The organism is Thioalkalivibrio sp. ALE14, from assembly GCF_000376845.1.
Classification (GTDB): Bacteria; Pseudomonadota; Gammaproteobacteria; order Ectothiorhodospirales; family Ectothiorhodospiraceae; genus Thioalkalivibrio.
The window spans coordinates 270,128-291,183 of the sequence record NZ_AQXY01000028.1 but is presented as its reverse complement, the minus strand read 5'-3'; the positions used below and the strand labels follow the sequence as shown (position 1 = coordinate 291,183).

The 21,056-nt window shown below is 68.4% G+C and carries 19 protein-coding genes; 7 read left to right on the top strand and 12 right to left on the bottom strand.

Translation table 11 applies throughout. The features are described from left to right. Positions 1-3 precede the first annotated feature (3 nt). The 12 genes from accC to F572_RS0109190 form a co-directional block, all read right to left on the bottom strand. Positions 4-1,350 carry an acetyl-CoA carboxylase biotin carboxylase subunit gene (gene accC / locus F572_RS0109245; RefSeq protein ID WP_017942601.1) on the bottom strand — a complete coding sequence of 449 codons (1,347 nt, stop codon included), beginning with the start codon at positions 1,348-1,350 and terminating at the stop codon, positions 4-6. Between the two features lie 31 nt (positions 1,351-1,381). After that, complete coding sequence (accB, locus tag F572_RS0109240; protein WP_017942602.1) at positions 1,382-1,843, bottom strand: acetyl-CoA carboxylase biotin carboxyl carrier protein; 462 nt, start codon at positions 1,841-1,843, stop codon at positions 1,382-1,384. Between the two features lie 9 nt (positions 1,844-1,852). Then, positions 1,853-2,293, bottom strand: a complete 441-nt coding sequence (gene aroQ, locus F572_RS0109235; protein ID WP_017942603.1) for a type II 3-dehydroquinate dehydratase — start codon at positions 2,291-2,293, stop codon at positions 1,853-1,855. A gap of 178 nt (positions 2,294-2,471) precedes the next feature. Beyond that, complete coding sequence (locus tag F572_RS0109230; protein WP_017942604.1) at positions 2,472-3,134, bottom strand: OmpA family protein; 663 nt, start codon at positions 3,132-3,134, stop codon at positions 2,472-2,474. A gap of 102 nt (positions 3,135-3,236) precedes the next feature. After that, positions 3,237-4,085 (bottom strand): shikimate dehydrogenase, encoded by an 849-nt coding sequence (gene aroE, locus F572_RS0109225; RefSeq protein ID WP_017942605.1) that lies wholly within the window; start codon positions 4,083-4,085, stop codon positions 3,237-3,239. Continuing rightward, positions 4,082-5,098: a porphobilinogen synthase gene (hemB, locus tag F572_RS0109220; protein ID WP_017942606.1), complete on the bottom strand. Its 1,017-nt coding sequence runs from the start codon at positions 5,096-5,098 to the stop codon at positions 4,082-4,084. The genes aroE and hemB overlap by 4 nt, the downstream gene beginning before the upstream one ends. A 22-nt stretch (positions 5,099-5,120) precedes the next feature. Further along, a complete protein-coding gene (hemF, locus tag F572_RS0109215) occupies positions 5,121-6,050 on the bottom strand; it encodes an oxygen-dependent coproporphyrinogen oxidase (RefSeq protein WP_017942607.1) in 930 nt (309 codons plus the stop codon). Between the two features lie 16 nt (positions 6,051-6,066). Then, a complete protein-coding gene (locus F572_RS0109210) occupies positions 6,067-6,672 on the bottom strand; it encodes an L-threonylcarbamoyladenylate synthase (protein ID WP_017942608.1) in 606 nt (201 codons plus the stop codon). Further along, entirely contained in the window at positions 6,659-9,253 is a 2,595-nt protein-coding gene (locus tag F572_RS0109205; protein WP_017942609.1) for a DNA topoisomerase I, read from the bottom strand. The genes F572_RS0109210 and F572_RS0109205 overlap by 14 nt, the downstream gene beginning before the upstream one ends. A gap of 141 nt (positions 9,254-9,394) precedes the next feature. Continuing rightward, entirely contained in the window at positions 9,395-9,880 is a 486-nt protein-coding gene (locus F572_RS0109200) for a DUF494 family protein (RefSeq protein WP_017942610.1), read from the bottom strand. Next, entirely contained in the window at positions 9,877-11,016 is a 1,140-nt protein-coding gene (gene dprA / locus F572_RS0109195; RefSeq protein ID WP_017942611.1) for a DNA-processing protein DprA, read from the bottom strand. Before dprA ends, F572_RS0109200 begins: the two co-directional genes overlap by 4 nt. 21 nt (positions 11,017-11,037) lie before the next feature. Beyond that, positions 11,038-12,192, bottom strand: a complete 1,155-nt coding sequence (locus F572_RS0109190) for a LysM peptidoglycan-binding domain-containing protein (RefSeq protein WP_017942612.1) — start codon at positions 12,190-12,192, stop codon at positions 11,038-11,040. A gap of 142 nt (positions 12,193-12,334) precedes the next feature. Between F572_RS0109190 and def the strand changes: the two genes are divergently transcribed. The 7 genes from def (at position 12,335) to trkA (ending at position 21,051) form a co-directional block, all read left to right on the top strand. Beyond that, positions 12,335-12,868 carry a peptide deformylase gene (def, locus tag F572_RS0109185; RefSeq protein ID WP_017942613.1) on the top strand — a complete coding sequence of 178 codons (534 nt, stop codon included), beginning with the start codon at positions 12,335-12,337 and terminating at the stop codon, positions 12,866-12,868. Continuing rightward, positions 12,868-13,833, top strand: coding sequence for a methionyl-tRNA formyltransferase (fmt, locus tag F572_RS0109180; RefSeq protein WP_017942614.1), 966 nt, complete (start codon positions 12,868-12,870; stop codon positions 13,831-13,833). Before def ends, fmt begins: the two co-directional genes overlap by 1 nt. Continuing rightward, positions 13,833-15,191, top strand: a complete 1,359-nt coding sequence (gene rsmB / locus F572_RS0109175; RefSeq protein WP_017942615.1) for a 16S rRNA (cytosine(967)-C(5))-methyltransferase RsmB — start codon at positions 13,833-13,835, stop codon at positions 15,189-15,191. The genes fmt and rsmB overlap by 1 nt, the downstream gene beginning before the upstream one ends. Continuing rightward, complete coding sequence (locus tag F572_RS0109170) at positions 15,191-15,772, top strand: DUF4390 domain-containing protein (RefSeq protein ID WP_017942616.1); 582 nt, start codon at positions 15,191-15,193, stop codon at positions 15,770-15,772. Before rsmB ends, F572_RS0109170 begins: the two co-directional genes overlap by 1 nt. A gap of 295 nt (positions 15,773-16,067) precedes the next feature. Continuing rightward, positions 16,068-18,272, top strand: coding sequence for an ATP-binding protein (locus F572_RS0109165; protein ID WP_017942617.1), 2,205 nt, complete (start codon positions 16,068-16,070; stop codon positions 18,270-18,272). Further along, a complete protein-coding gene (locus F572_RS0109160; RefSeq protein WP_017942618.1) occupies positions 18,269-19,648 on the top strand; it encodes a sigma-54 dependent transcriptional regulator in 1,380 nt (459 codons plus the stop codon). Before F572_RS0109165 ends, F572_RS0109160 begins: the two co-directional genes overlap by 4 nt. A gap of 23 nt (positions 19,649-19,671) precedes the next feature. Beyond that, entirely contained in the window at positions 19,672-21,051 is a 1,380-nt protein-coding gene (trkA, locus tag F572_RS0109155) for a Trk system potassium transporter TrkA (protein ID WP_017942619.1), read from the top strand. Positions 21,052-21,056: the final 5 nt, after the last annotated feature.

Sequence of the window (21,056 nt, the reverse complement as noted above, 5' to 3'; positions counted from 1 at the left end):
GGCTCAGGCCTGTGCCTTCAGCTTCTTCTCGAGGTAGTGGATGTCGGTCTCGCCGCGCTGGAAATTGGCGTCGATCATCAGGTCGTGATGCAGGGCGACGTTGGTCTGGATGCCGTCTACCACGATCTCGCCCAGGGCCCCGCGCATGCGGGCCAGCGCGATCTCGCGGCTGTTCCCGTGGGCGATCAGCTTGCCGATCATCGAGTCGTAGTAGGGCGGCACGGCGTACCCGTTGTAGATGTGGGTATCCATGCGGATGCCCGGCCCGCCCGGGGCGTGGTACTGCTGGATAGTCCCGGGGCTGGGCATGAAGGTGCCGGGGTCTTCGGCATTGATGCGGCACTCGATCGCATGGCCGCTGATGTGCACATCGTCCTGGGTGTAGCCCAGCGGTTCGCCGGCGGCGATGCGGATCTGCTCGCGCACCAGGTCGATGCCGGTGACCTGCTCGGTGACCGTGTGTTCGACCTGCAGGCGGGTATTCATCTCGATGAAGTAGAACGCCCCGTTCTCGTACAGGAACTCAAAGGTGCCGGCGCCGCGGTAGCCGATGTCCTGGCAGGCGCGGATCAGGCGTTCCGCCATGGTCTGGCGCTGTTCGTCGCTGATGCCGGGGGCCGGGGCCTCCTCGATTACCTTCTGGTGGCGGCGCTGCATGGAGCAGTCGCGCTCGCCCAGGCATACGGCGTTGCCGTGGGTGTCGGCCAGGATCTGGAACTCCACGTGGCGCGGGTGTTCCAGGTATTTCTCCATATACAGGGTGTCGTTGCCGAAGCCCTGCTGGGCCTCGTTGCGGGTCAGCGAGATCGCGTTCAGCAGCGCGCCCTCGGTATGCACCACGCGCATGCCGCGACCGCCGCCACCGGCGGCGGCCTTGATGATGACCGGGTAGCCGATCTCGCGCGCCAGGGCCAGGTTGGTGTCCGGGTCGTCGCCCAGGGCGCCGCCGGAGCCGGGTACGCAGGGCACGTTGGCCTCCAGCATTGCCTGCTTGGCGGAGACCTTGTCGCCCATCAGGCGGATGGTCTCGGCGCGCGGACCGATGAAGGAGAAGCCGGAGGACTCCACCCGCTCGGCGAAGTCCGCGTTCTCCGACAGGAAGCCGTAGCCGGGGTGGATCGCGCCGGCATCGGTGACTTCGGCCGCGGCGATCAACGCGGGGATGTTCAGGTAGCTCTCGCCGGAGGCCGCGGGCCCGATGCAGACGGATTCGTCCGCCAGGCGGACATGCTTCAGGTCGCGATCGGCGCTGGAGTGTGCGGCGACGGTGGCGATACCCATCTCGCGGCAGGCGCGCAGGACCCGCAGGGCGATCTCGCCGCGGTTGGCGATCAGAATCTTTTCAAACATGCTCGGACCTGTTGGCAGGGAATCGGAGGGTTCAGCCGATGATGAACAGCGGCTGGCCGTATTCCACCGGGTTGCCGTTCTCGACCAGGATGTCGCGGACCGTCCCCGCCTGGTCGGCCTCGATCGGGTTGAGCATCTTCATCGCCTCGATGATGCACAGGGTCTCGCCGACCTCCACCGTCTGGCCGACCTCGACGAACGGCTTCGAGCCCGGGCTGGGTGCCCGGTAGAAGGTGCCGACCATCGGCGCGGTGACGCGGTGACCGTCCATCTCCGGGGGTGCCTCGGCCTCGCCGGCCGGGGCGGCGGCGGGCGGAGCGCCGGCCGGTGCCGGTGCCGCGGCGGGCAGGGGTGCCGGGGCCGGAGCGGCGACGGCAGTGCCGCTGGCCGAGCGGGTGATGCGGACCGACTCCTCACCCTCGTGAATCTCGATCTCGTGGATGCCGCTCTCGTCGAGCAGGTCGATCAATTTCTTGACCTTGCGAATGTCCATGGAAGCCTCTTATTCCTTGATAGCTGCAAGCGCCGCATCCAGCGCCAGCCGATAGCCAATGACCCCGAAGCCACTGACCAGACCGGCGGCGACATCGCTCAGACGCGAGGTCTGGCGGAAGGGCTCGCGGGCGTGGATGTTGCTGATGTGGATCTCGTAGAACGGGATGGCGACGCCCAGCAGGGCATCACGCAGGCTGACGCTGGTATGGGTCAGGCCGCCCGGGTTGATCAGTATTCGCTGCACGCCCTCGCCGGGGGCGGCATGGATGCGGTCGATCAGGTCGCCTTCGTGGTTGCTCTGGAAGCAGTCGAAGGAGGCCCCGGCCTGTTCCGCCCGGGCCCGAAGGTCGGTCTCGATATCCGCCAGGGTCTGCGCACCGTAGCGCTCCGGCTCCCGCTGTCCCAGCAGGTTCAGGTTGGGGCCGTTGAGCAGCAGTATGGACGCCATGGCAGGGGGAATCGGTAGCGATCCTGTCGTGAATGGACGCGATTGCACCGAAAAATGTCGATGCGGCGAATGACCGGGATTCTGCCGCAGGAAGGGTGGGGGTGTCCAGCGCGAAGCACCGAACAAGCCGCATCGGGGCGGCCCGGCGGACTGCGCCGCCGGGCCTGCCAAAGGCCGATTAGTTGGCGGTCAGCGGGAACAGGGTCAGCTCGACCCGGCGGTTCTGTTCGCGGCCCGCGTCGGTCTCGTTGGTTGCGACCGGTTGATGCGGCCCGAAGCCAATGGTGTGGACGCGCACGGGCTGCACACCGCGACGGATCAGGGCCTGGCCCACGCTCTGGGCGCGACGTTCGGACAGATCCATGTTGTATTCCACCCGGCCGGTGCTGTCGGTGTGGCCGGCGACCTCGATGCCGGTCTGGTCGAACTCCTCCAGGACCAGCGCGACCGAATCGAGGACGTCGTGGAACTGCGGCTTGATGTCGCTGCGGTCGAAATCGAAGGTGATGTTGCTCGGCATGTTGAGGATGATGTTGTCGCCGTCGCGGGTCACGCTGACGCCGGTCCCGCGCAGCTGTTCGCGCAGGGCATCCTCCTGACGGTCCATGTAGTTGCCGATCGCGCCCCCGGCCAGTGCCCCGATCCCGGCGCCGATCATTGCGCGCTGGGTGCGGTTGCGGCTGCTGGTCACGCTCCCGAGAACCGCGCCGGTAGCAGCGCCGATGCCGGCCCCGATGGTGGCGCGCGAGACACGTTCTTCCCCGGTGTACGGATCGGTGGTGGTGCAGCCCATCACCAGCACCAGGGCGCCGGTGGCGGCCAGAGCAAGAATGCGTTGCATGGCGAGTCTCCCGTGTTCGTGTGATCCGCAAGGCAGCGGACGTGATGAACCCAGCTTGCGGCTATACGGGTGAACCGTCCATGAACCCGGGTACGCCGCGGGTTATTGGGCGGCGATTTCGTGACGCAGTTCGCGCAGCACCGGGTCCGTCTCGGGGTGCACGCCGCGCCAGATCGCGAAGGCCTCTGCGGCCTGTTCCACCAGCATGCCCAGCCCGTCGCTGCCGTTCGCGCAGCCCGCGTCGGCGGCCCAGGCCAGGAAGCGTTGTGCGCCCGTGCCATAGACCAGGTCGTAGGCCAGACTGTCGGCGTGGACGAGGTGCACGGGGAGGTCCAGTGTGTCCTCGCCAAGACCGGTGGCCGTGGCGTTGACCACCAGGTCGAAGGGGCCCTGCGGCAGGGTGTCCAGGCCGCAGGCGGACAGCCGGGTGGCCGGGGCGATGTCGCGGAAGGCCTCGACGAGTCCCTCGGCGCGCGTCACGGTGCGATTGGCGATGACCAGGGCCTCCGGTGCCCCCTCCAGTAGCGGCTGCAGCAGGCCGCGGGTGGCCCCGCCGGCGCCGAGGATCAGGATGTGCCGGTTGCGCACATCGAAGCCGAGGCGGTCGAGGTCGCGGCAGAAGCCGATGCCGTCGGTGTTGTCGCCGTGGATCCGGTATTCGTCGTCGCGCCACAGGGTGTTCACCGCGCCCGCATGCCGGGCGCGGTCGGTCAGCACCCGGGTCAGGGCGAAGGCCTCCTCCTTGAACGGCACGGTCACGTTGAGGCCCTTCAGGCCCTCGGCGAACCACCCGTTGATCTCTTCGGCAAACTGGCCGGGCGTGCCCAGACGGGCCCCGTAGACGAGGTTCTGGCCGGTCTGTTCGGCGAACAGGGTATGGATGCGCGGCGACAGCGAGTGGTGGATCGGGTTGCCCACCACGGCGTAACGATCCGGGCGCGGCTCGCTCATCGCGCCGCGTCCTCGGCCAGCCATTCGGCCACGGCACGGGCGTAGTAGGTGAGGATCCCGTCGGCCCCGGCGCGCTTCATCCCGGTCAGGGCCTCCAGCACGCAGGCGCGCTCGTCCAGCCAGCCGCGTTCGGCGGCGGCCTTGAGCATCGCGTATTCGCCGGAGACGTGGTAGACGAACGTAGGGCGCCGGAATTCGTCGCGGATGCGGCGCACCACGTCGAGATACGGCATGCCCGGCTTGACCATCACCATGTCGGCGCCCTCGGCGAGATCGAGGGCGACCTCGTGCAGGGCCTCGTCGCCGTTGGCCGGGTCCATCTGGTAGGTCTCCTTGCCGCCCTTGCCAAGGTTGCCGGCTGAGCCCACCGCGTCGCGGAACGGGCCGTAGAAGGCGGAGGCGTATTTCGCGGAGTAGGCGAGGATGCGCGTGTGCACATGCCCGCCGTCCTCCAGCGTGGTGCGGATCGCGCCGATGCGCCCGTCCATCATGTCGGAGGGGGCGACCACGTCGGCGCCGGCGGCGGCATGCGACAGCGCCTGCTTCACCAGGGCCTCGACGGTGATGTCGTTCACCACGTAGCCGTCGTCGTCGATGATGCCGTCCTGGCCGTGGGTGGTGAACGGGTCCAGGGCGACGTCGGTGATCACGCCGAGCTCCGGGTGGGCCTGCTTCAGTGCCCGGACCGCGCGCTGGGCCAGGCCCTCGGGGTTCCAGGCCTCGGCGGCATCCAGGCTTTTCTTTTCGCCCGGCACCACCGGGAACAGCGCCAGCGCGGGGATGCCCAGGCGTACGGCGGCGGTCGCCTCCTCCAGCAGGAGGTCGATGGAGACGCGCTCCACGCCGGGCATCGACGGCACCGCCTCGCGTACGCCCTCGCCCTCGGTGACGAACACCGGCAGGATCAGGTCGTCCGCGCGCAGGTGATGCTCGCGCATCAGGCGGCGGGAGAAGCTGTCGCGGCGCATGCGCCGCGGGCGGCCGGCGGGATAGGGGGCAATCGGTGCGGTCATGCGGGTCGTCCTTGTCGGCGTGTCAGTCGGCGGCCTCGGCCAGCCAGTCGCGCGGCTTCAGATAGCGTTCGTAGAGTTCGGCCTCGGGCGTGCCGGCTTCCGGCTGGTAGTTGTACTCCCAGCGCACCAGCGGCGGCAGCGACATCAGGATCGATTCGGTGCGCCCGCCCGACTGCAGGCCGAACAGGGTACCGCGGTCATAGACCAGGTTGAACTCGACATAGCGCCCGCGGCGGTAGAGCTGAAACTGGCGCTCGCGCTCGCCGTATTCAGTGGCGTGGCGGCGCTCGACGATCGGGGCGTACGCGTCCAGATAGGCGTTGCCGACACTCTGCATGTAGCCGAAGGCGTGCTCGAAGCCGCCCTCGCTGAAGTCATCGAAGAACAGCCCGCCGACGCCGCGCGGCTCGTCGCGATGCTTGAGGTGGAAGTACTCGTCGCACCACTTCTTGTGCGCCGGGTAGAGGTGCGCGCCGAACGGGCGGCAGGCGGCCTCGGCGGTGCGGTGCCAGTAGATGCAGTCGTCGTCGAAGCCGTAGTAGGGCGTCAGGTCGAAGCCGCCGCCGAACCACCAGATCGGTTCCTCGCCGGGCTTCTCCGCGATGAAGAAGCGCACGTTGGCGTGCGAGGTCGGAACAAAGGGGTTGTGCGGGTGGATCACCAGCGATACGCCGGTGGCCTGGAACGAGCGCCCCGCCATCTCCGGGCGGTGGGCGGTGGCCGATGCCGGGAGGTTGTCCCCCATCACGTGGGAGAAATTGACCCCGGCCTGCTCGAACACCGCGCCCTCGCGCAGTACGCGGGTACGTCCGCCGCCGCCGGCGGGACGCTTCCAGGCGTCCTCCTCGAAGCGGGCCTGGCCGTCCAGGCCCTCGAGGCCCTGGCAGATGCGGTCCTGCAGGCCCTGCAGGTAGTCGATTACGCGTTCGATGGAGACGTTGTCCTGGCTCATGCTGCGTCCCGGTTGATCAGTGGTTGGTGGTGGCGTCGGCCCCCGGTCCGCCCCGGAGCCAGGCCCCGGTGCGGGCGTCGCGGATCGCGCTGGGGGTGTCGCGCCCGCCACATTCTGCCTGCAGGATCGCATCGATGCCGGCCCCGAGTTGTGAGGCAACGCAATCCCAGTTGCGGCAGGGCTCCTCGCCCGCGCGGTTGGCGCTAGTGGAGATCAGGGCGCTTTCGGCGGCCGCGCAAAGGGCGCGGGTCGCGGGATAGGCGGTGACACGCACGGCGAGGCTGTCATGCTCGCCACGCAGCAGGGGCGGGCATGCAGCGGTGACGGGCAGCAGCCAGGTCGTGGGGCCCGGCCAGCTCGCCTCGATTGCGGCGCGGTGTGCCTCCGGTAGCGGGGCGAGCCATTCACCCAGACGTTCGAGCGTATCGGTGACCACGATCACCCCCTTGGCGGCCGGGCGGCCCTTGATCTCGAGGATCCGTTCGATCGCCTCGGGGATGTCCGGGCGGCAGCCCAGGCCGAAGACCGCCTCGGTGGGGTAAGCGATCACACCGCCGTCGCGCACGGTCTGCGCGACGGGGTCGATATCGGCGGTCAGTAGCGGGGCGTTATTCGGATCCACGGTCGCCGGAGGACTGGGCACTCAGGCGGCTGTCGCCGGCATTGCCACTGTCGCCGGGCTTCGAAGCGCCGGACTTTTTCGCCGGGGTCTTTTTGCTGGCGGTCTTCTTGGTACCCGACTTGCTGGCGGCCTTTTTGGTCGTGGCCGCCTTCTTCGTGGTGGTCTTCTTCGTCCCGGCCGATTTCGAGGTCGACTTGGCCGCGGTCTTGCCAGTGGCCTTCTTGTCAGCGGCCTTGGTGGCAGTCTTGCCGGAGGCCTTGGCGGTCGACTTGGCGGCGCCCTTGCGGCCGCGGCCCTTGCGTTCCGGGGCGGCCGCGATCAGTTCCTGGCACTGCTCCAGCGTCAGGGACTTGGGGTCGGTCTCTTTCGGGATCTTGGCGTTCTTGCTGCCGTCGGTCACGTAGGGGCCGTAGCGCCCGTTGAGGACCTGGATGCCCTCCTCGTCGAAGCTCTTGATGAAGCGTTCGGCATCCTTTTTCTTCTTCTCGGCGACGATCTCCAGCGCTCGCGGCAGCTCGATGGTCCAGACATCGTCGTCGGGGCCGAGGGAGGCGTACTTGGAGCCGTACTTCACGTACGGGCCGAAGCGTCCGATGTTCACCATCACCGGTTCGCCCTCGGGTGTCTCGCCCAGATCGCGCGGCAGCTTGAACAGTTCCAGGGCCTCGTCGAGGGTGACCTTGTCCATCTTCTGCCCGGGCAATAACCCGGCGAACAGCGGCTTTTCCTCGTCGTCCTTGGTGCCGATCTGCACGATCGGACCGAAGCGACCGAGGCGTACCGAGACCGGGCGCCCGCTCTTGGGGTCGGTGCCCAGTTCGCGCGACTGCACGGCCTCGGCGCGTGTGACGTTCTCTTCCTTCTCTTTCACCCGGTCGCGGAAATCGCCCCAGAAATCCTCCAGCACCGGGACCCAGTCCTTCTCGCCGCGCGAGATGGCGTCCAGTTCGTCTTCCAGCTTGGCGGTGAAGTCGTAGTCGACGTAGCGGTCGAAGTGCTGGGTCAGGAAGCTGTTCACGATCCGGCCGGTATCGGTCGGGATAAAGCGCTTGCCGTCCATCTCCACGTACTCGCGCGACTGCAGGGTGGAGATGATGCTGGCGTAGGTCGACGGGCGGCCGATGCCGTATTCCTCCAGCGTCTTCACCAGGCTGGCCTCGGTGTAGCGCGGCGGCGGTTCGGTGAAGTGCTGGTCGGCGGTGACCTCGTTCAGCTGGACCGTGTCGCCCTCGGCCATCTCCGGCAGGCGCTTGTCCTCGTCGTCGTCCTGCGCGTCGTCGCGGCCCTCCTGGTAGACGGCGATGAAGCCGGGGTCGACCAGGGTGGAGCCGGTGGCGCGGAAGCGGTGCTGCGTCTCGCCCGGGACCAGGTCGGCGGCGACGGTATCGAAGGTCGCGTGGATCATCTGGCAGGCGACGGTACGCTTCCAGATCAGGTCATACAGGCGCGCCTGGTCGCTGCTCAGGCGGTCGCGGACCTCGTTCGGCAGGCGGCGCACGGAGGTCGGGCGGATGGCCTCGTGGGCCTCCTGCGCGTTCTTCGACTTGGTCTTGTACTGGCGCGGGCTGTCGGGGACGTTGTTCGCGCCGTAGCGCTCCTCGATCAGGCCGCGCATCTCGGCAATCGCCTCGCCGGCCAGGGCTACGGAGTCGGTACGCATGTAGGTGATCAGGCCGATCGCGCCGGAGCCGAGGTCGATCCCCTCGTAGAGCTGCTGCGCGGTGCGCATGGTGCGGCTGGCGGTGAAGCCGAGCTTGCGCGAGGCCTCCTGCTGCAGGGTCGAGGTGGTGAACGGCGCGGCCGGGTTGCGGCGGCGCTGCTTCTTCTCGACCTTCGCGACTTTGAGTTCGCCGCCGGCGGCGTCGGTCAGCCGCTTCTGCGCATCATGCGCGAGATCGGCACTGTTGAGGTCGAACTGGTCCAGCTTGTTGCCATCGAGGTGGGTCAGGCGCGCGGTGAAGGCCTGGCCCTGGCGTTCGCTCAGGGCATCCAGGGTCCAGTATTCGCGCGCGACGAAGGCCTCGATCTCGTTCTCGCGTTCGCAGATCATGCGCAGGGCGGGGCTCTGTACGCGCCCGGCCGACAGGCCGCGCTTGATCTTGCGCCACAACAGCGGCGAGAGGTTGAAGCCGACCAGGTAGTCCAGCGCGCGCCGCGCCTGCTGGGCGTCGATCAGCGGCTGGGCGAGGTCACGTGGCTCCGCGATCGCCTGCTGGATCGCCTTCTTGGTGATTTCGTGGAACACGACCCGGTGCACGCCACGATTCTCCAGCAGCCCGCGCTCGCGCAGGACCTCGTAGAGGTGCCAGGAGATCGCCTCGCCTTCGCGGTCGGGGTCAGTCGCGAGGATCAGGTCGTCGGCCTTCTTCAGCGCCTTGGCGATCGCTTCGATCTGCTTCTCGCTGCGCTCGATGATGTCGTACTTCATCCGGAAGCCGTCTTCCGGGTCCACCGCGCCCTCCTTGGGTACCAGGTCGCGTACATGGCCGTACGAGGCGAGGACCTGGTAGTCGGGACCCAGGTACTTCTCGATGGTCTTGCCCTTGGCGGGGGACTCTACAATGACGAGGTGCTTGCTCATGTCGCTCGGGACCGTCTCCGTGGCAGCGGGTTCCGTTTCGGGGCGGTGGCGGTTGCAGGTACGCAACCGGGGTCACGGGCGCTAAAGACTAGAGGAGGAAAACGCCCGTGGCTACCGCATGACCCTCGAAAGACGGGGGAGTCAGTGCAGATAATCCACGGCCGACGGCCCCGAATCGTCGCGCATGACCTCTTCCAGGCGGGAATAGGCGATCGCGTCGTCCGGCTGGTTGAACAGCACCATCAGCACCACCCAGCGCAGCTGGTCGAGGTCGATCTCCTCGGCGTCCAGCTCCATCACGCGATCCAGCACCAGCTCGCGGGTGCCGGCGGTCAGCAGGCCGTTCTGCTCCAGGTGCAGCAGGAAGCCGTGGGCCTCGGTGTCCAGACGCTTGCGCTCTTCCGGGGCGTAGATCCGCTGGGCGGCGCCATCGCCGCCGCGGCCGGCCAGCGGGGCCTCGCTCATCAGGCGATCCAGCCAGCCGAGGGCGCGATCGATCTCGCGCCGGGCAAAACCGGCCTCCACCAGGTGGCGTTCCAGTTCCGAGCGGTCCGGCTCCTCGTCGGATTCCTCGTCGATGGTGTGCTCGAAGAGATACATGAGCACATCCAGCACGTTCTCGTTCATGATTCGGGGGATCCTGCGTCGAGGCGCTGGTAGCGCCCGTGGTCGAGGGCGGCCACGCGGCCATGGAGTTCAAGCAAAACCAGCATGGATGAAAGCTGTTCGATGGTCAATTTGGTGCGTTCGCGCAGGGTTTCCAGCGGGACCGGGTCGAAACCCATCGCGTTCAGCACGCGTTCCTGCTCCGGGTCCAAGGGCTCGCGGGCGGGTTCCGCTTGAGTAGCGGGCGCATTCGGTGCGACGCCGAGCCAGTCCGCGAGGTCATCGAGGATCTCGTCGGCCGACTCCACCAGCTGGGCGCCATCGCGGATCAGTCGGTGGCAGCCGCGGCTGGCCGGGCTCAGCACCGAGCCGGGGACGGCATAGACCTGGCGCCCCTGCTCGGCGGCCAGGCGCGCGGTGATCAGCGAGCCACTTTTCAGGGCCGCCTCGACGACCAGCGTCGCCAGCGACAGGCCGCTGATCACGCGATTGCGCTGGGGAAAGTTGCGCGCCAGGGGCCGGGTGCCGGTGGGCCACAGCGAGACCACCAGGCCGTGGTCCGCGATGCGGTGGGCGAGGCGCCGGTGCTGGGCGGGATAGATGCGGTCGGGCCCGGTGGCGACCACCGCGATGGTGCGGCCGTCGGGTGCGGCCAGCGCGCCCTCGTGGGCGGCGCCGTCGATACCGCGCGCCAGGCCGCTGGTGACGGTGAGGCCGGCGCCGGCCAGTTCGCGGGCGAATTCGCTGGCCAGGCGCTCGCCCTGCGGCGTGGCCTCGCGGCTGCCGACGATCCCCACCTGCGGGGTGCGCAGCAGCGCGGGATCGCCGTTCAGGTACAGCACGGGCGGCGGGTCGGGGAGCTCGGCGAGCAGGGGTGGGTAGGCCGGGTCGTCCAGGCACAGCAGGGAGTGCCGGGGATCGGCATCCAGCCAGGCCCGGTCGGCCTCGGCGCCGGCGTCGCGGGTCTGGCGCGCGGCGTCATCCAGCTTGAGGTCGATGCCCGCGCGCTGCCATTCGGCGGCGGGGGCATCCAGAGCGTGGCCCGGGGTGCCGAAGGCCTCGACCAGTTGCAGCAGGCGCCGCGGGCCGAGGCCGGGGGTATTGATCAGGCGCAGCCAGTCCTGGTGCGGAGCGGCCGCCGTTCCGGCATCACGCATGCAGCCGGGCCGCAAGTCCGATCAGGGAGTGCGAACCTTGTCGCCCTCGCGCAGGGTGCGCTCGGCGTCGGTCACCAGGATGTAGGAAACCTTCTCGAAGGTCTGGAAGACCATCACGGTGCCAACTTCCTCTTCCGGCAGGGTGACCACCTCGTTGGCGCGGTCGCTGATCGGGTCGCGTACCTCGCGCCCGGCCGTGAAGGCGGCAAAGACCTGGCCATTCTCGATCCCGTCGCGTTCGCCACGGTTGATGATGGCGGCCTGCAGCTGCCCGATCTGGCTGATCGCGTCGAACAGCGAGATGATCGTGCCCTCGGTCCCGGCGGGCGGGCGGCCGATGTCGAACAGCATGTCCTGCTCGTCCGCGTAGGGCACCAGGCGGTCGCCGCGGATGGCCTCGCGCTCGCCCTTGCGGATGTCGGCGCGGGCGACGTTGCCCGGTTCGATGATCTCGGCCTCGCCCACCGGCAGGGTGGCAATACCGAGGTCCTCGCCGGTGTCGGGGTCGGTGAGCATGCCGTCGTGGCGCACGATGTGATAGAGCTCGTAGCGTTCGGTGTCCTCGGCGTTGCGCACGTAGACGCGGTCACCCGGGCCGAAGATCACGCGCTCGTCCTGCGAGGCAAGGATGTACGGGGCGTTTTCGAGGGTCTCTTCGTCCAGCACCTGCGGGCGGAACATGAACGACTGCAAGGTGGAGATGGGCGAGACGTCCTCGTCGCGTTCCACTACCCGCACTTCGGGCGACAGGCGATGGGTCGGGCGCACGCGCGGGCCGCCGTCGACCATGATGCGCGGCTGGCCGTCCACGTAGTGGATGCTCAGGACGTCGCCTGGGTAGATCAGGTGGGGGTTCTCGATCTCGGGATTGACCAGCCAGATCTCCGGCCAGTACCAGGGGTCCTGCAGGAACATCGCGGAGATGTCCCAGAGGGTGTCGCCCCTCTTCACCACGTAGCGTTCCGGCGCGGATTCACGGATCTCCGGTTCGGCGGCTGTGCGCTCTTCCAGGGCGTTGCGCGTCTGGCGGGCGGTGGTCGGCGTCTCGCGGGTGTCGGAGGCGGTCGTTTCTCCGCCGCCGTTGTCCGGCGTGGCCGCGCAGGCGCCCAGCAACAGCGTTACACTGAAGAGAATGCCCGGCAGAACGAAGGTCGTGGTGGCCCTGGTCTTGTACATTTGGTGTCCCCTGTCAGGTCCGCGCGCTCCCCGAGCCTTCCTGTGGCCCGGCCCCCAATCGGATGACGCAATTCCGCGGATATTGCGGTCCAACGTTAGCAGAATTGCGACGTCTGTACAGTACAAAGTTTGAGGTTTTTTCATGGCCAAGCGTGAAATCCTGCACTTCCCTGACCCCCGGCTGCGCCTGAAGGCCGAGCCGGTCGCCGAGGTGGACGACGAGATCCGCACCCTGGTGGACGACATGTTCGAGACCATGTACGCCGCGCCCGGCATCGGTCTGGCCGCCACCCAGATCAACGTCCAGAAGCGCGTGCTGGTGGCGGATATTTCCGAGGATCAGAGCGAGCCGCATGCCCTGATCAACCCGGAGATCCTGGAGACCTCCGGCGAGGAGGAGATGGACGAGGGCTGCCTGTCCGTGCCCGGCTTCTACGAGAAGGTGCAGCGCGCCGACCGGATCCGCGTGCGTGCCCTGGGGCGCGACGGCCAGCCCTTCGAGCTGGAAATTGATGGCCTGCTGGCGGTGTGCATCCAGCACGAGATCGACCACCTCGAAGGCAAGCTGTTCGTCGATTACCTGTCCAGCCTCAAGCGCAGCCGCATCCGCAAGAAACTCGAGAAGCAGGGTGGGCGTACCGGGGCCGGTGACAAGACCGCGGTTCCCGCGGTCTGATGGGGGTGGCGGGCACGGACGTCGACTCCCTGCGCATCGTCTACGCCGGGACGCCGGATTTCGCGGTCCCGGCGCTGCAGGCCCTGATCGAGGCGGGGCATGCGCCGGTCGCGGTCTACACCCAGCCGGACCGCCCGGCCGGCCGCGGGCGCAAGCTGCGCCCCGGCCCAGTCAAGCAGGTCGCCGAGGCAGGCGGCCTGCCGGTGGTGCAGCCGGAGAGTCTGAAGTCCGCCGAGGCTCAAGCGGAACTCGCCGCCTGGCGCCCGGACATCCTGGTCGTGGCGGCCTACGGGCTGATCCTGCCGCGCGCCGTGCTCGCGATCCCGCCGCTGGGCGGCCTCAACATCCACGCCTCGCTGCTGCCGCGCTGGCGCGGTGCGGCACCGATTCATCGCGCGATCCTGGAGGGGGATGCCGAGACCGGGGTCTGCCTGATGCAGATGGCGCCGGGGCTGGATACTGGGCCGGTGCACGCCTGCCGCCGCGTCCCGATCACGCCGGAGACCACCACCGGGAGCCTGCACGACGTCCTCGCCCGTGCGGGGGCGGAATTGCTGGTGGAACAGCTCCCAATGATTGCGGCGGGCGAATCCGCGCCCTGGCCGCAGGATGACACGCAGGCCACCTACGCCCGCAAGCTGGAAAAACAGGAGGCCTGGATGGACTGGTCGCAGCCGGCCGCGGCCCTGGATCGCCAGGTGCGCGCCTTCAATCCCTGGCCGGTGGCACAGGCCGGCTGGCAGGGGCAGGCGTTGCGGGTGTACGCCGCGACCCCGCTGTCTGCCGCGTCCGATGCGTCGCCGGGAACCATCCTGCGCGCCGGCCCGGAGGGTGTGGATGTGGCCACGGGCGACGGTGTCCTGCGGTTGCAGGCCGTGCAGCTGCCCGGTCGTCGTGCGGTCGCGGCGGCCGACTGGGCCCGCAATGCGGATCTGGTCGGCGAAACCCTGACGGGGGCGGCCTGATGGCGGGCAAGCCGAAACGCGTGGTGCCCTCGCGGGTGGACTCGCGTTCGCCGCGCCAGCGTGCGCTGGAGGCGGTGGAGCGCGTGGTGCTGCAGGGGCAGTCGCTGACCCGGGCGGTGGAGCTGGTCACCGAGGGGCTCGCGTCGCGCGACGCGGCCTGGGTTCAGGCACTCGCCTACACCACGCTGCGCTGGTATCCGCAGCTGCAGGGGCTGGTCGGCGGCTTTCTCGACCGGCCGCTGCGCAAGAAGGATGCCGTGATCGGCGTGCTGCTGGCGCAGGGCCTGGCCGAAGTGCTGCATTTCGGTACGCGGGATCACGCGGCGGTGCGCGAGACCGCCGAACTGGCGCGCGAGATCCATCGCCCTGGTGCGGTGGGCCTGATTAACGCGGTGCTGCGCCGTGCCCTGCGCGAGCAGGACGAGCTGGCCAGCCAGATCGAGGCCGACCCGATGCTGCGCTATGCGGTCCCGGAATGGCTGCTGGAGGCCATTCGCGAGGCCTGGCCGGAAGACTGGGAGACGCTGCTGGAGGCCGCGACCCGCCCCGCGCCGATGACCCTGCGCGTGAACCTGCATCGCGACAGTCGCGAGGCGGCGCTGGAGGCCCTGTCCGCGGCCGGCATCCCGGCGCGCGCGCACCCGGCGCTGCCCTGCGCGATGACCCTGGACGACCCGGTCGACGTGGCCGCACTGCCAGGGTTCGGCCACGGGGCACTGTCGGTTCAGGACGCCTCGGCGCAGTGGGCCGGCCAGTTGCTGGACCCCCAGCCCGGCGAACGCGTGCTGGACGCCTGCGCGGCGCCGGGCGGCAAGACCGGGCATCTGCTGGAGCGCGCCGGCGGGAAACTGGACCTCACCGCGCTGGACAACGATCCCGAGCGCCTGGAGCAGGTGCGCGAGAACCTCGACCGGCTGGGGTATGACGCCTGCCTGGTCGCGGCCGATCTGGACGCAATCGATGACTGGTGGGATGGCGAGCCCTTCGACGCGATCCTGCTGGACGTTCCCTGTTCCGCCACCGGTGTGATCCGGCGCCACCCGGACATCAAGACCCTGCGCAGGGCGGATGACATTCCGCGCCTGGCCGCGGAGCAGGCCCGCCTGCTGGCGGGTGCCTGGAAGCTGCTCCGGCCGGGCGGCCGGTTGCTGTACGCCACCTGTTCGCTGCTGTCGCCGGAGAACGAGGCGGTGGTTGCCCCGTTCATGGAGGCGAACGCGGATGCGCAGGCCCGGCCGCTGGAGGGCGAATACGCCATCCCGGGCAGCAAGGCCCGTCCGGTGGGCGTGTCGCTGCCGCTGGGGCTGGAAGGCGGGGACGGCTTCTATTACGCGCTGCTGGAGAAGCAGGCCCCCTGATGCCGGGGTATTCGACGGCCTGGCGCGGCGGGCCCCTGGCAGCGCTGTGCGGGCTGCTGGCCCTGCTGGCACTGCCCGCGACGGCGCACGCGGTGGAGATCCGGGGTGCTAATCACATGTGGCTGGATGACGCCACCGTGTTGGTGCGCCTCGATATCGACATGCGCCTGCCCGCGGTGCTGGAGGATGCGCTGGCCAACGGCGTGACCCTGGAGTTCGAGGCGGAGGCCCGGCTGGAGCGCGGCCGTCGGGTGGGGCGCGACACCCTGGCCCGCGAGACACGACGGGTCCAGCTGCAATACTTTGCGCTGAACCGGCATTACCTGGTAACCGCGGTGACCGACGAACGCATAGACCTGAAACCGACCCTGGGGGATGCCCTGGACGCGGTCGCCCGGCGGCTCGGGCGGCTGCGCCTGGATGAATTGCCCGAAGCGGCCCGCGCGAACCCCGGCGAGTTCGATCTGGCGGCGCGGCTGATGCTGGTGTATTCGGCCCTGCCGCTGCCCCTGCAGCTGGATGCCGGATTGCGTGGTGACCTGACGACGCGACAGGAGTGGAAGCGATGGTCGCTGGATTAGGGAAACGCTGGTCAACGTACACGCGCGCTGCTTCGTCGCTTTTGCGTGCGAACAAGGCGCGGCGACTGCCGTGCAGTCATTCTGCACAAGGGAGCCGCAACGCCGTGCGCGCGCCCGCTTTCATCAACAACGGGCGGCCGAGCCCCTGCTTTCGATGGTTCGTGGGGTTGGTAACGCAGGTTCCCCGATCCGGCGTTGCGGCCCGAATCAGTCAACAACGGGCCGGTAGAACCACTACCGGCTGCGGAGCACGCCTTGTTTCGGAAAACCTGGGTTGCCAACGCGAGGGTGTACGTTGATCAGCGTTTCCCTAAGGGGGTTCCCGTGGGGGCTCTTCGGCATCGGGCTTCTGTTCGCGCTGCTGCTGACCTCGCTGGTGGTGATGGGCGATGCCGCCCAGAATCAGGCGCGCTTCGAGCAGCTGTTCCTGTGGCTGCTCGTGTTCCATGTCGCCGTGCTGGTGGTGCTCGGGGGGCTGATTGTCTACCAGCTGGTGCGCATGGCGGTTCAGTACCGGCGCGGGGTGCCCGGCAGCCGGCTGACCCTGCGCCTGGTCGCGGTGTTCATGCTGGTCGCCGTGTTGCCGGTATCGGTGGTCTATTACTTCTCCTTCAAGTTCCTCAACGAGGGCGTGGACGCCTGGTTCGACGTGCGCGTGGAGTCGGCACTGGAGGATGCGCTGGAGCTGTCGCGTTCGTCGCTGGACCTGCGGGTGCGCCAGCTGGCGACCGAGACCCAGGAACTGATGAGCGACCTCGAGGGTGTGTCCGAGGGCCTGGTGCCGCTGGCGCTCAATGACTATCGCCGCCAGGTCGGGGCGCAGGAGCTGACCCTCGTCGGTTCCAACAACCGCATCATCGCCTCCAGCACCGACAGCCCGATCCGCCGCCTCCCGACCCCGCCAGGTTCCGACATCCTGATGCGGGTGCGCCCGGAGCAGCCGTATTCGCGCCTGGAGCCGCAGTCCGACGGCTCGCTGATCATCCGCGTGGTGGCCACTACCAGCAGCCGTCGGCCGGGCTCGGAGAACCGCATCCTGCAGGGGATCTACCCGGTGGACCCGCGCATGAGCGCGCTGTCGCTGCGGGTGCAGGACGCCTTTGCCGACTACCGCGAATTCGCCTATCTGCGTGGCCCAATGATCCAGGGGTTCGTGTTCACCCTGTCGCTGGCACTGGCGATCTCGCTGATGGCCGCGTTGTGGGCCGGGCTGCTGGTGGCCCGGCGCATGGTGCGCCCGATCTCCGACCTGGTGCAGGGCACGCGCATGGTCGCGCAGGGGGACTACAGCACCCGCCTGGCGGTGCAGCGTGCCGACGAGCTGGGATTCCTGGTGCAGTCGTTCAACACCATGACCCGTACCCTGAACGAGGCGCGCGACGAGGCCGAGCGCAACCGCCGTCTGCTGGACGCCGAGCGCGCCTATCTGGAAAGCGTGCTGCAGCACCTGCGCTCCGGCGTGCTGGCACTGGACGGCAGCCTGCGCCTGCGCACGGCGAACGCCGCGGCCAGCGAGATCCTGGAATGCGATCTGCAAGGGGCGCGCACCCGGGTGATGTCCGAGGTGGGCGACGAGTGCCCGCTGGTGGCCCAGTTCTTCGAAGCGATCAGCGACGCCCTGGTGAGCCAGGAGACGGAATGGTCGCGCCAGGTGGTGGTGTTTACCCGCAGCGGGCGCAAGGTGCTGATGACCCGCGCGGTGTGGCTGCCGACCTCCGGCTCCAGCCGCGGCCTGCACGCCATCGTGTTCGACGACATGACCGAATTCCTGAAGGCCCAGCGCGATGCCGCCTGGGGCGAGGTGGCGCGCCGCCTGGCGCACGAGATCAAGAACCCACTGACGCCGATCCAGCTGTCCGCCGAGCGCCTCTCAAGGCGTCTGGGCAAGGTGCTGGAGGGGGCCGATCGCGAGGTGCTGGATCGCGCCACGGGCACCATCGTGCAGCAGGTGGAGGCGATGAAGACCCTGGTCAACGCCTTCCGCGACTATGCCCAGGCCCCGCAGCTGGAGCGCGCCTCGGTGGATATGAACCAGCTGATCCGCGATGTCTGCGAGCTGTACCTGGACCAGGACGGGCGCTCGCGGGTCGGGGTCACGCTGGATGCCGGGCTGCCGCGCATCCACGGCGATGCCGGGCGCCTGCGCCAGCTGCTGCACAACCTGATCAAGAACGCGCTGGAGGCGGGCGAGGGCCACGAGGACATGGAGGTGCACGTGACCACCGCCTACCTCGACGATCCCGCCGGGCCGCACATCGAGCTGCGCGTGACCGACACCGGTCCCGGCATCAAGCCGGAGTTCCTCGAGCGGATCTTCGAGCCCTACACCACGGACAAGCCACGTGGAACCGGTCTCGGTCTGGCGGTCGCCCAGAAGATCGTGGAAGAACATGGCGGCATGATTGAGTGCCATAATGCGGAGTCCGGGCAGGGGGGCGCGGTCTTCCGCATCCGCATCCCGGTGGAGCATGGTCCGGTGGTTCACGAGGAGCCCGAATGAGCGAAGCCTACATACTCGTGGTCGACGACGAGCCGGACATCCGCATGCTGCTGCAGGATGTGCTGGAGGACGAGGGCTACCAGGTGGCGCTTGCCGGCTCGGTCGCCGAGGCCAAGGCCCAGCGCCGGAGCCGCCGCCCCGACCTGATCCTGCTGGATGTCTGGATGCCGGACGGCGACGGTATCTCGCTTCTGAAGGAATGGAGTGACGACGAAGGCCTGCCCTGCCCGGTGGTGATGATCTCCGGCCATGGCAATGTCGAGACCGCCGTGGACGCCACGCGACTCGGGGCCTACGACTTCATCGAGAAGCCGCTGTCCATCGACAAGCTGCTGATTACTCTTAACAACGCCCTGGAGGCCGCGCGCCTGCAGCGCGAGAACGTGGGCCTGAAGCGCCATGCCGGCACGGTCCAGGACCCGGTGGGCGATAGCGCGACCATGGTGAATCTGCGCGACCAGGTGCAGCGCATGGCGCAGCATGACACCTGGGTGTTGATTACCGGCGAACCCGGCGTTGGCAAGCAGACCTTCGCGCGGCTGCTGCATGCGCGCAGCGCGCGCCGCGAGAGCCCGTTCATCGTGGTCTCGGTAGGGTCGCTCTCGGGCGAGGAGGCGATCGCCGAGCTGTTCGGCAGCGAGCAGGGCGAGCACGTGCGCTACGGCTTGCTGGAGCAGGCGGCGGGTGGCGTGCTGTTCCTGGACGAGGTCGCGGAGATGGACCTGCAAACCCAGGGGCGGCTGCTGCATGCCCTGGACACCCAGCGCATCACGCGGATTGGCGGCAACCAGCCGATCAGCGTGAACGTGCGCGTGATCGCGGCCAGCCAGTATGACCTGGCCGAGGCAGTGGAGCAGGGCCATTTTCGCGAGGACCTGTACTACCGGCTCAACGTCCTGCCACTGGCGATCCCGCCCCTGCGCGATCACGCGGAGGATATCCCGGAACTGCTGGAGTGCCACATGCGCCACCTGCATCAGCAGGAGGGGCTGCCGGTGCGCGCCTTCCAGCGGCCGGCGCTGGAGCGGTTGCAGCAGTACCACTGGCCCGGCAACGTACGCGAACTCCGCAACCTGGTGCAGCGGCTGATGATCCTGGGCTCCGGCGACGAGATCACCCGTGACGAGGTGGAACGCACCCTGAGCGGGCAGCCGCAGCGGGCCGAGGAGGCCGGCGAGGGCACGGTTGCCATACCCGACCTGCCCCTGCGCGAGGCGCGCGAGCAGTTCGAGCGGGAATACCTGCAGCAGCAGCTGGAGCGTTCCGAGGGCAACATGACGCGCCTGGCGGAACGGGTGGGGCTGGAACGCACCCACCTGTACCGCAAGTTCAAGGCGCTGGGGATCGACCCCAAGCGCGTGAAATCCGATAGCTGAATCCGCTCCGGGACGGGAGACGCATGAAGCACATCATTATCCTCGGGGCCGGGCAGGTCGGGCAGTCGCTGGCGGAGGCGCTGAGCGCCGACGGGATCGACATCACCGTGGTCGACTATCGCGCCGAGATGCTGTCGGAGCTGGAAGATCGCTACGATATCAAGACGGTGCACGGTTTCGCCGCCCATCCGTCGGTGCTGGAGGCGGCGGGGGCGCGCGATGCGTCGATGCTGATCGCGGTGACCAACTCGGACGAGACCAACATGGTCGCCTGTCAGGTGGCCTCCACACTGTTCAATATCGAGACCAAGATCGCCCGCGTGCGGGCCCGTGACTACCACGACACGCCGGCGCTGTTCGCCCAGGACGCGATGCCGGTGGACATGCTGATCTCGCCCGAGGCGATCGTAACCAGCCACATCCAGCGGCTGATCGAGCACCCGGGTTCGCTGCAGGTGCTGGAGTTCGCCGAGGGCCGGGTATCACTGGTGGGCGTGCGGGCCTACTACGGCGGTCCGCTGGTCGGGCACGAGCTGAAGAACCTCCAAAGCGATATGCCCGGCATCCATACCCGGGTCGCCGCGATCTTCCGCAAGGACCGACCGATCCAGCCGGACGGCTCCACGGTGATCGAGGCGGACGACGAAGTCTTCTTCGTCGCCGCGAAGAAGAACATTCGTGCGGTGACGTCCGAGCTGCGCAAGCTGGAAAAGCCCTACAAGCGCATCATGATCGCGGGTGGCGGCAATATCGGCGAGCGTCTGGCCGAGACGTTGAGCAAGCGCTATCGGGTCAAGGTGATCGAGCGCGATTCCGACCGCGCCGACCATCTGGCGCGCACGCTGCCCAGTAACGTCCTGGTATTGCACGGGGACAGCTCGGACGACCGCTTCCTCGAGTCCATCAATGTCGAGCACAGCGACGTCTTCTGCGCGGTCACCAACGATGACCAGGCGAACATCTTCGCCGGGATGCTGGCCAAGCGCTGGGGTGTGCGCAAGGTGATGTCGCTGATCAATCGCCCGAGCTACGTGGACCTGCTGCAAAGCGGCACCATCGACGTCGCGATCTCGCCGCAGCAGGCGACCATCGGGGCGTTGCTGGCGAGGGTGCGCGAGGGAGGCACCGCCACCGTGCACACCCTGCGGCGCGGGGCGGCCGAGGCGATCGAGACCGTGGTCAACGGCGATGCCCGCACCTCGCAGGTGGTCAGCCGCCGGATCGACGAGATCGACTTTCCCGAAGGCACCAGCGTGGGCGCCGTGGTGCGCGAAGAGGAGGTCATCATCCCGCATCGCGACACGGTCATCGAGGCGGGTGACCACGTGATCCTGTTCGTGACCGACCGGCGCAAGGTGAAGCAGGTCCAGCGCCTGTTCCAGCCCACCGCGCTGTTCTTCTAGGCGGA

What these genes read in the sequence shown, in the direction of transcription:
- accC (WP_017942601.1), bottom strand. Translation starts at nt 1,350, where the DNA reads ATGTTTGAAAAGATTCTGATCGCCAACCGCGGCGAGATCGCCCTGCGG.
- accB (WP_017942602.1), bottom strand. Translation starts at nt 1,843, where the DNA reads ATGGACATTCGCAAGGTCAAGAAATTGATCGACCTGCTCGACGAGAGC.
- aroQ (WP_017942603.1), bottom strand. Translation starts at nt 2,293, where the DNA reads ATGGCGTCCATACTGCTGCTCAACGGCCCCAACCTGAACCTGCTGGGA.
- F572_RS0109230 (WP_017942604.1), bottom strand. Translation starts at nt 3,134, where the DNA reads ATGCAACGCATTCTTGCTCTGGCCGCCACCGGCGCCCTGGTGCTGGTG.
- aroE (WP_017942605.1), bottom strand. Translation starts at nt 4,085, where the DNA reads ATGAGCGAGCCGCGCCCGGATCGTTACGCCGTGGTGGGCAACCCGATC.
- hemB (WP_017942606.1), bottom strand. Translation starts at nt 5,098, where the DNA reads ATGACCGCACCGATTGCCCCCTATCCCGCCGGCCGCCCGCGGCGCATG.
- hemF (WP_017942607.1), bottom strand. Translation starts at nt 6,050, where the DNA reads ATGAGCCAGGACAACGTCTCCATCGAACGCGTAATCGACTACCTGCAG.
- F572_RS0109205 (WP_017942609.1), bottom strand. Translation starts at nt 9,253, where the DNA reads ATGAGCAAGCACCTCGTCATTGTAGAGTCCCCCGCCAAGGGCAAGACC.
- F572_RS0109200 (WP_017942610.1), bottom strand. Translation starts at nt 9,880, where the DNA reads ATGAACGAGAACGTGCTGGATGTGCTCATGTATCTCTTCGAGCACACC.
- dprA (WP_017942611.1), bottom strand. Translation starts at nt 11,016, where the DNA reads ATGCGTGATGCCGGAACGGCGGCCGCTCCGCACCAGGACTGGCTGCGC.
- F572_RS0109190 (WP_017942612.1), bottom strand. Translation starts at nt 12,192, where the DNA reads ATGTACAAGACCAGGGCCACCACGACCTTCGTTCTGCCGGGCATTCTC.
- def (WP_017942613.1), top strand. Translation starts at nt 12,335, where the DNA reads ATGGCCAAGCGTGAAATCCTGCACTTCCCTGACCCCCGGCTGCGCCTG.
- fmt (WP_017942614.1), top strand. Translation starts at nt 12,868, where the DNA reads ATGGGGGTGGCGGGCACGGACGTCGACTCCCTGCGCATCGTCTACGCC.
- rsmB (WP_017942615.1), top strand. Translation starts at nt 13,833, where the DNA reads ATGGCGGGCAAGCCGAAACGCGTGGTGCCCTCGCGGGTGGACTCGCGT.
- F572_RS0109170 (WP_017942616.1), top strand. Translation starts at nt 15,191, where the DNA reads ATGCCGGGGTATTCGACGGCCTGGCGCGGCGGGCCCCTGGCAGCGCTG.
- F572_RS0109160 (WP_017942618.1), top strand. Translation starts at nt 18,269, where the DNA reads ATGAGCGAAGCCTACATACTCGTGGTCGACGACGAGCCGGACATCCGC.
- trkA (WP_017942619.1), top strand. Translation starts at nt 19,672, where the DNA reads ATGAAGCACATCATTATCCTCGGGGCCGGGCAGGTCGGGCAGTCGCTG.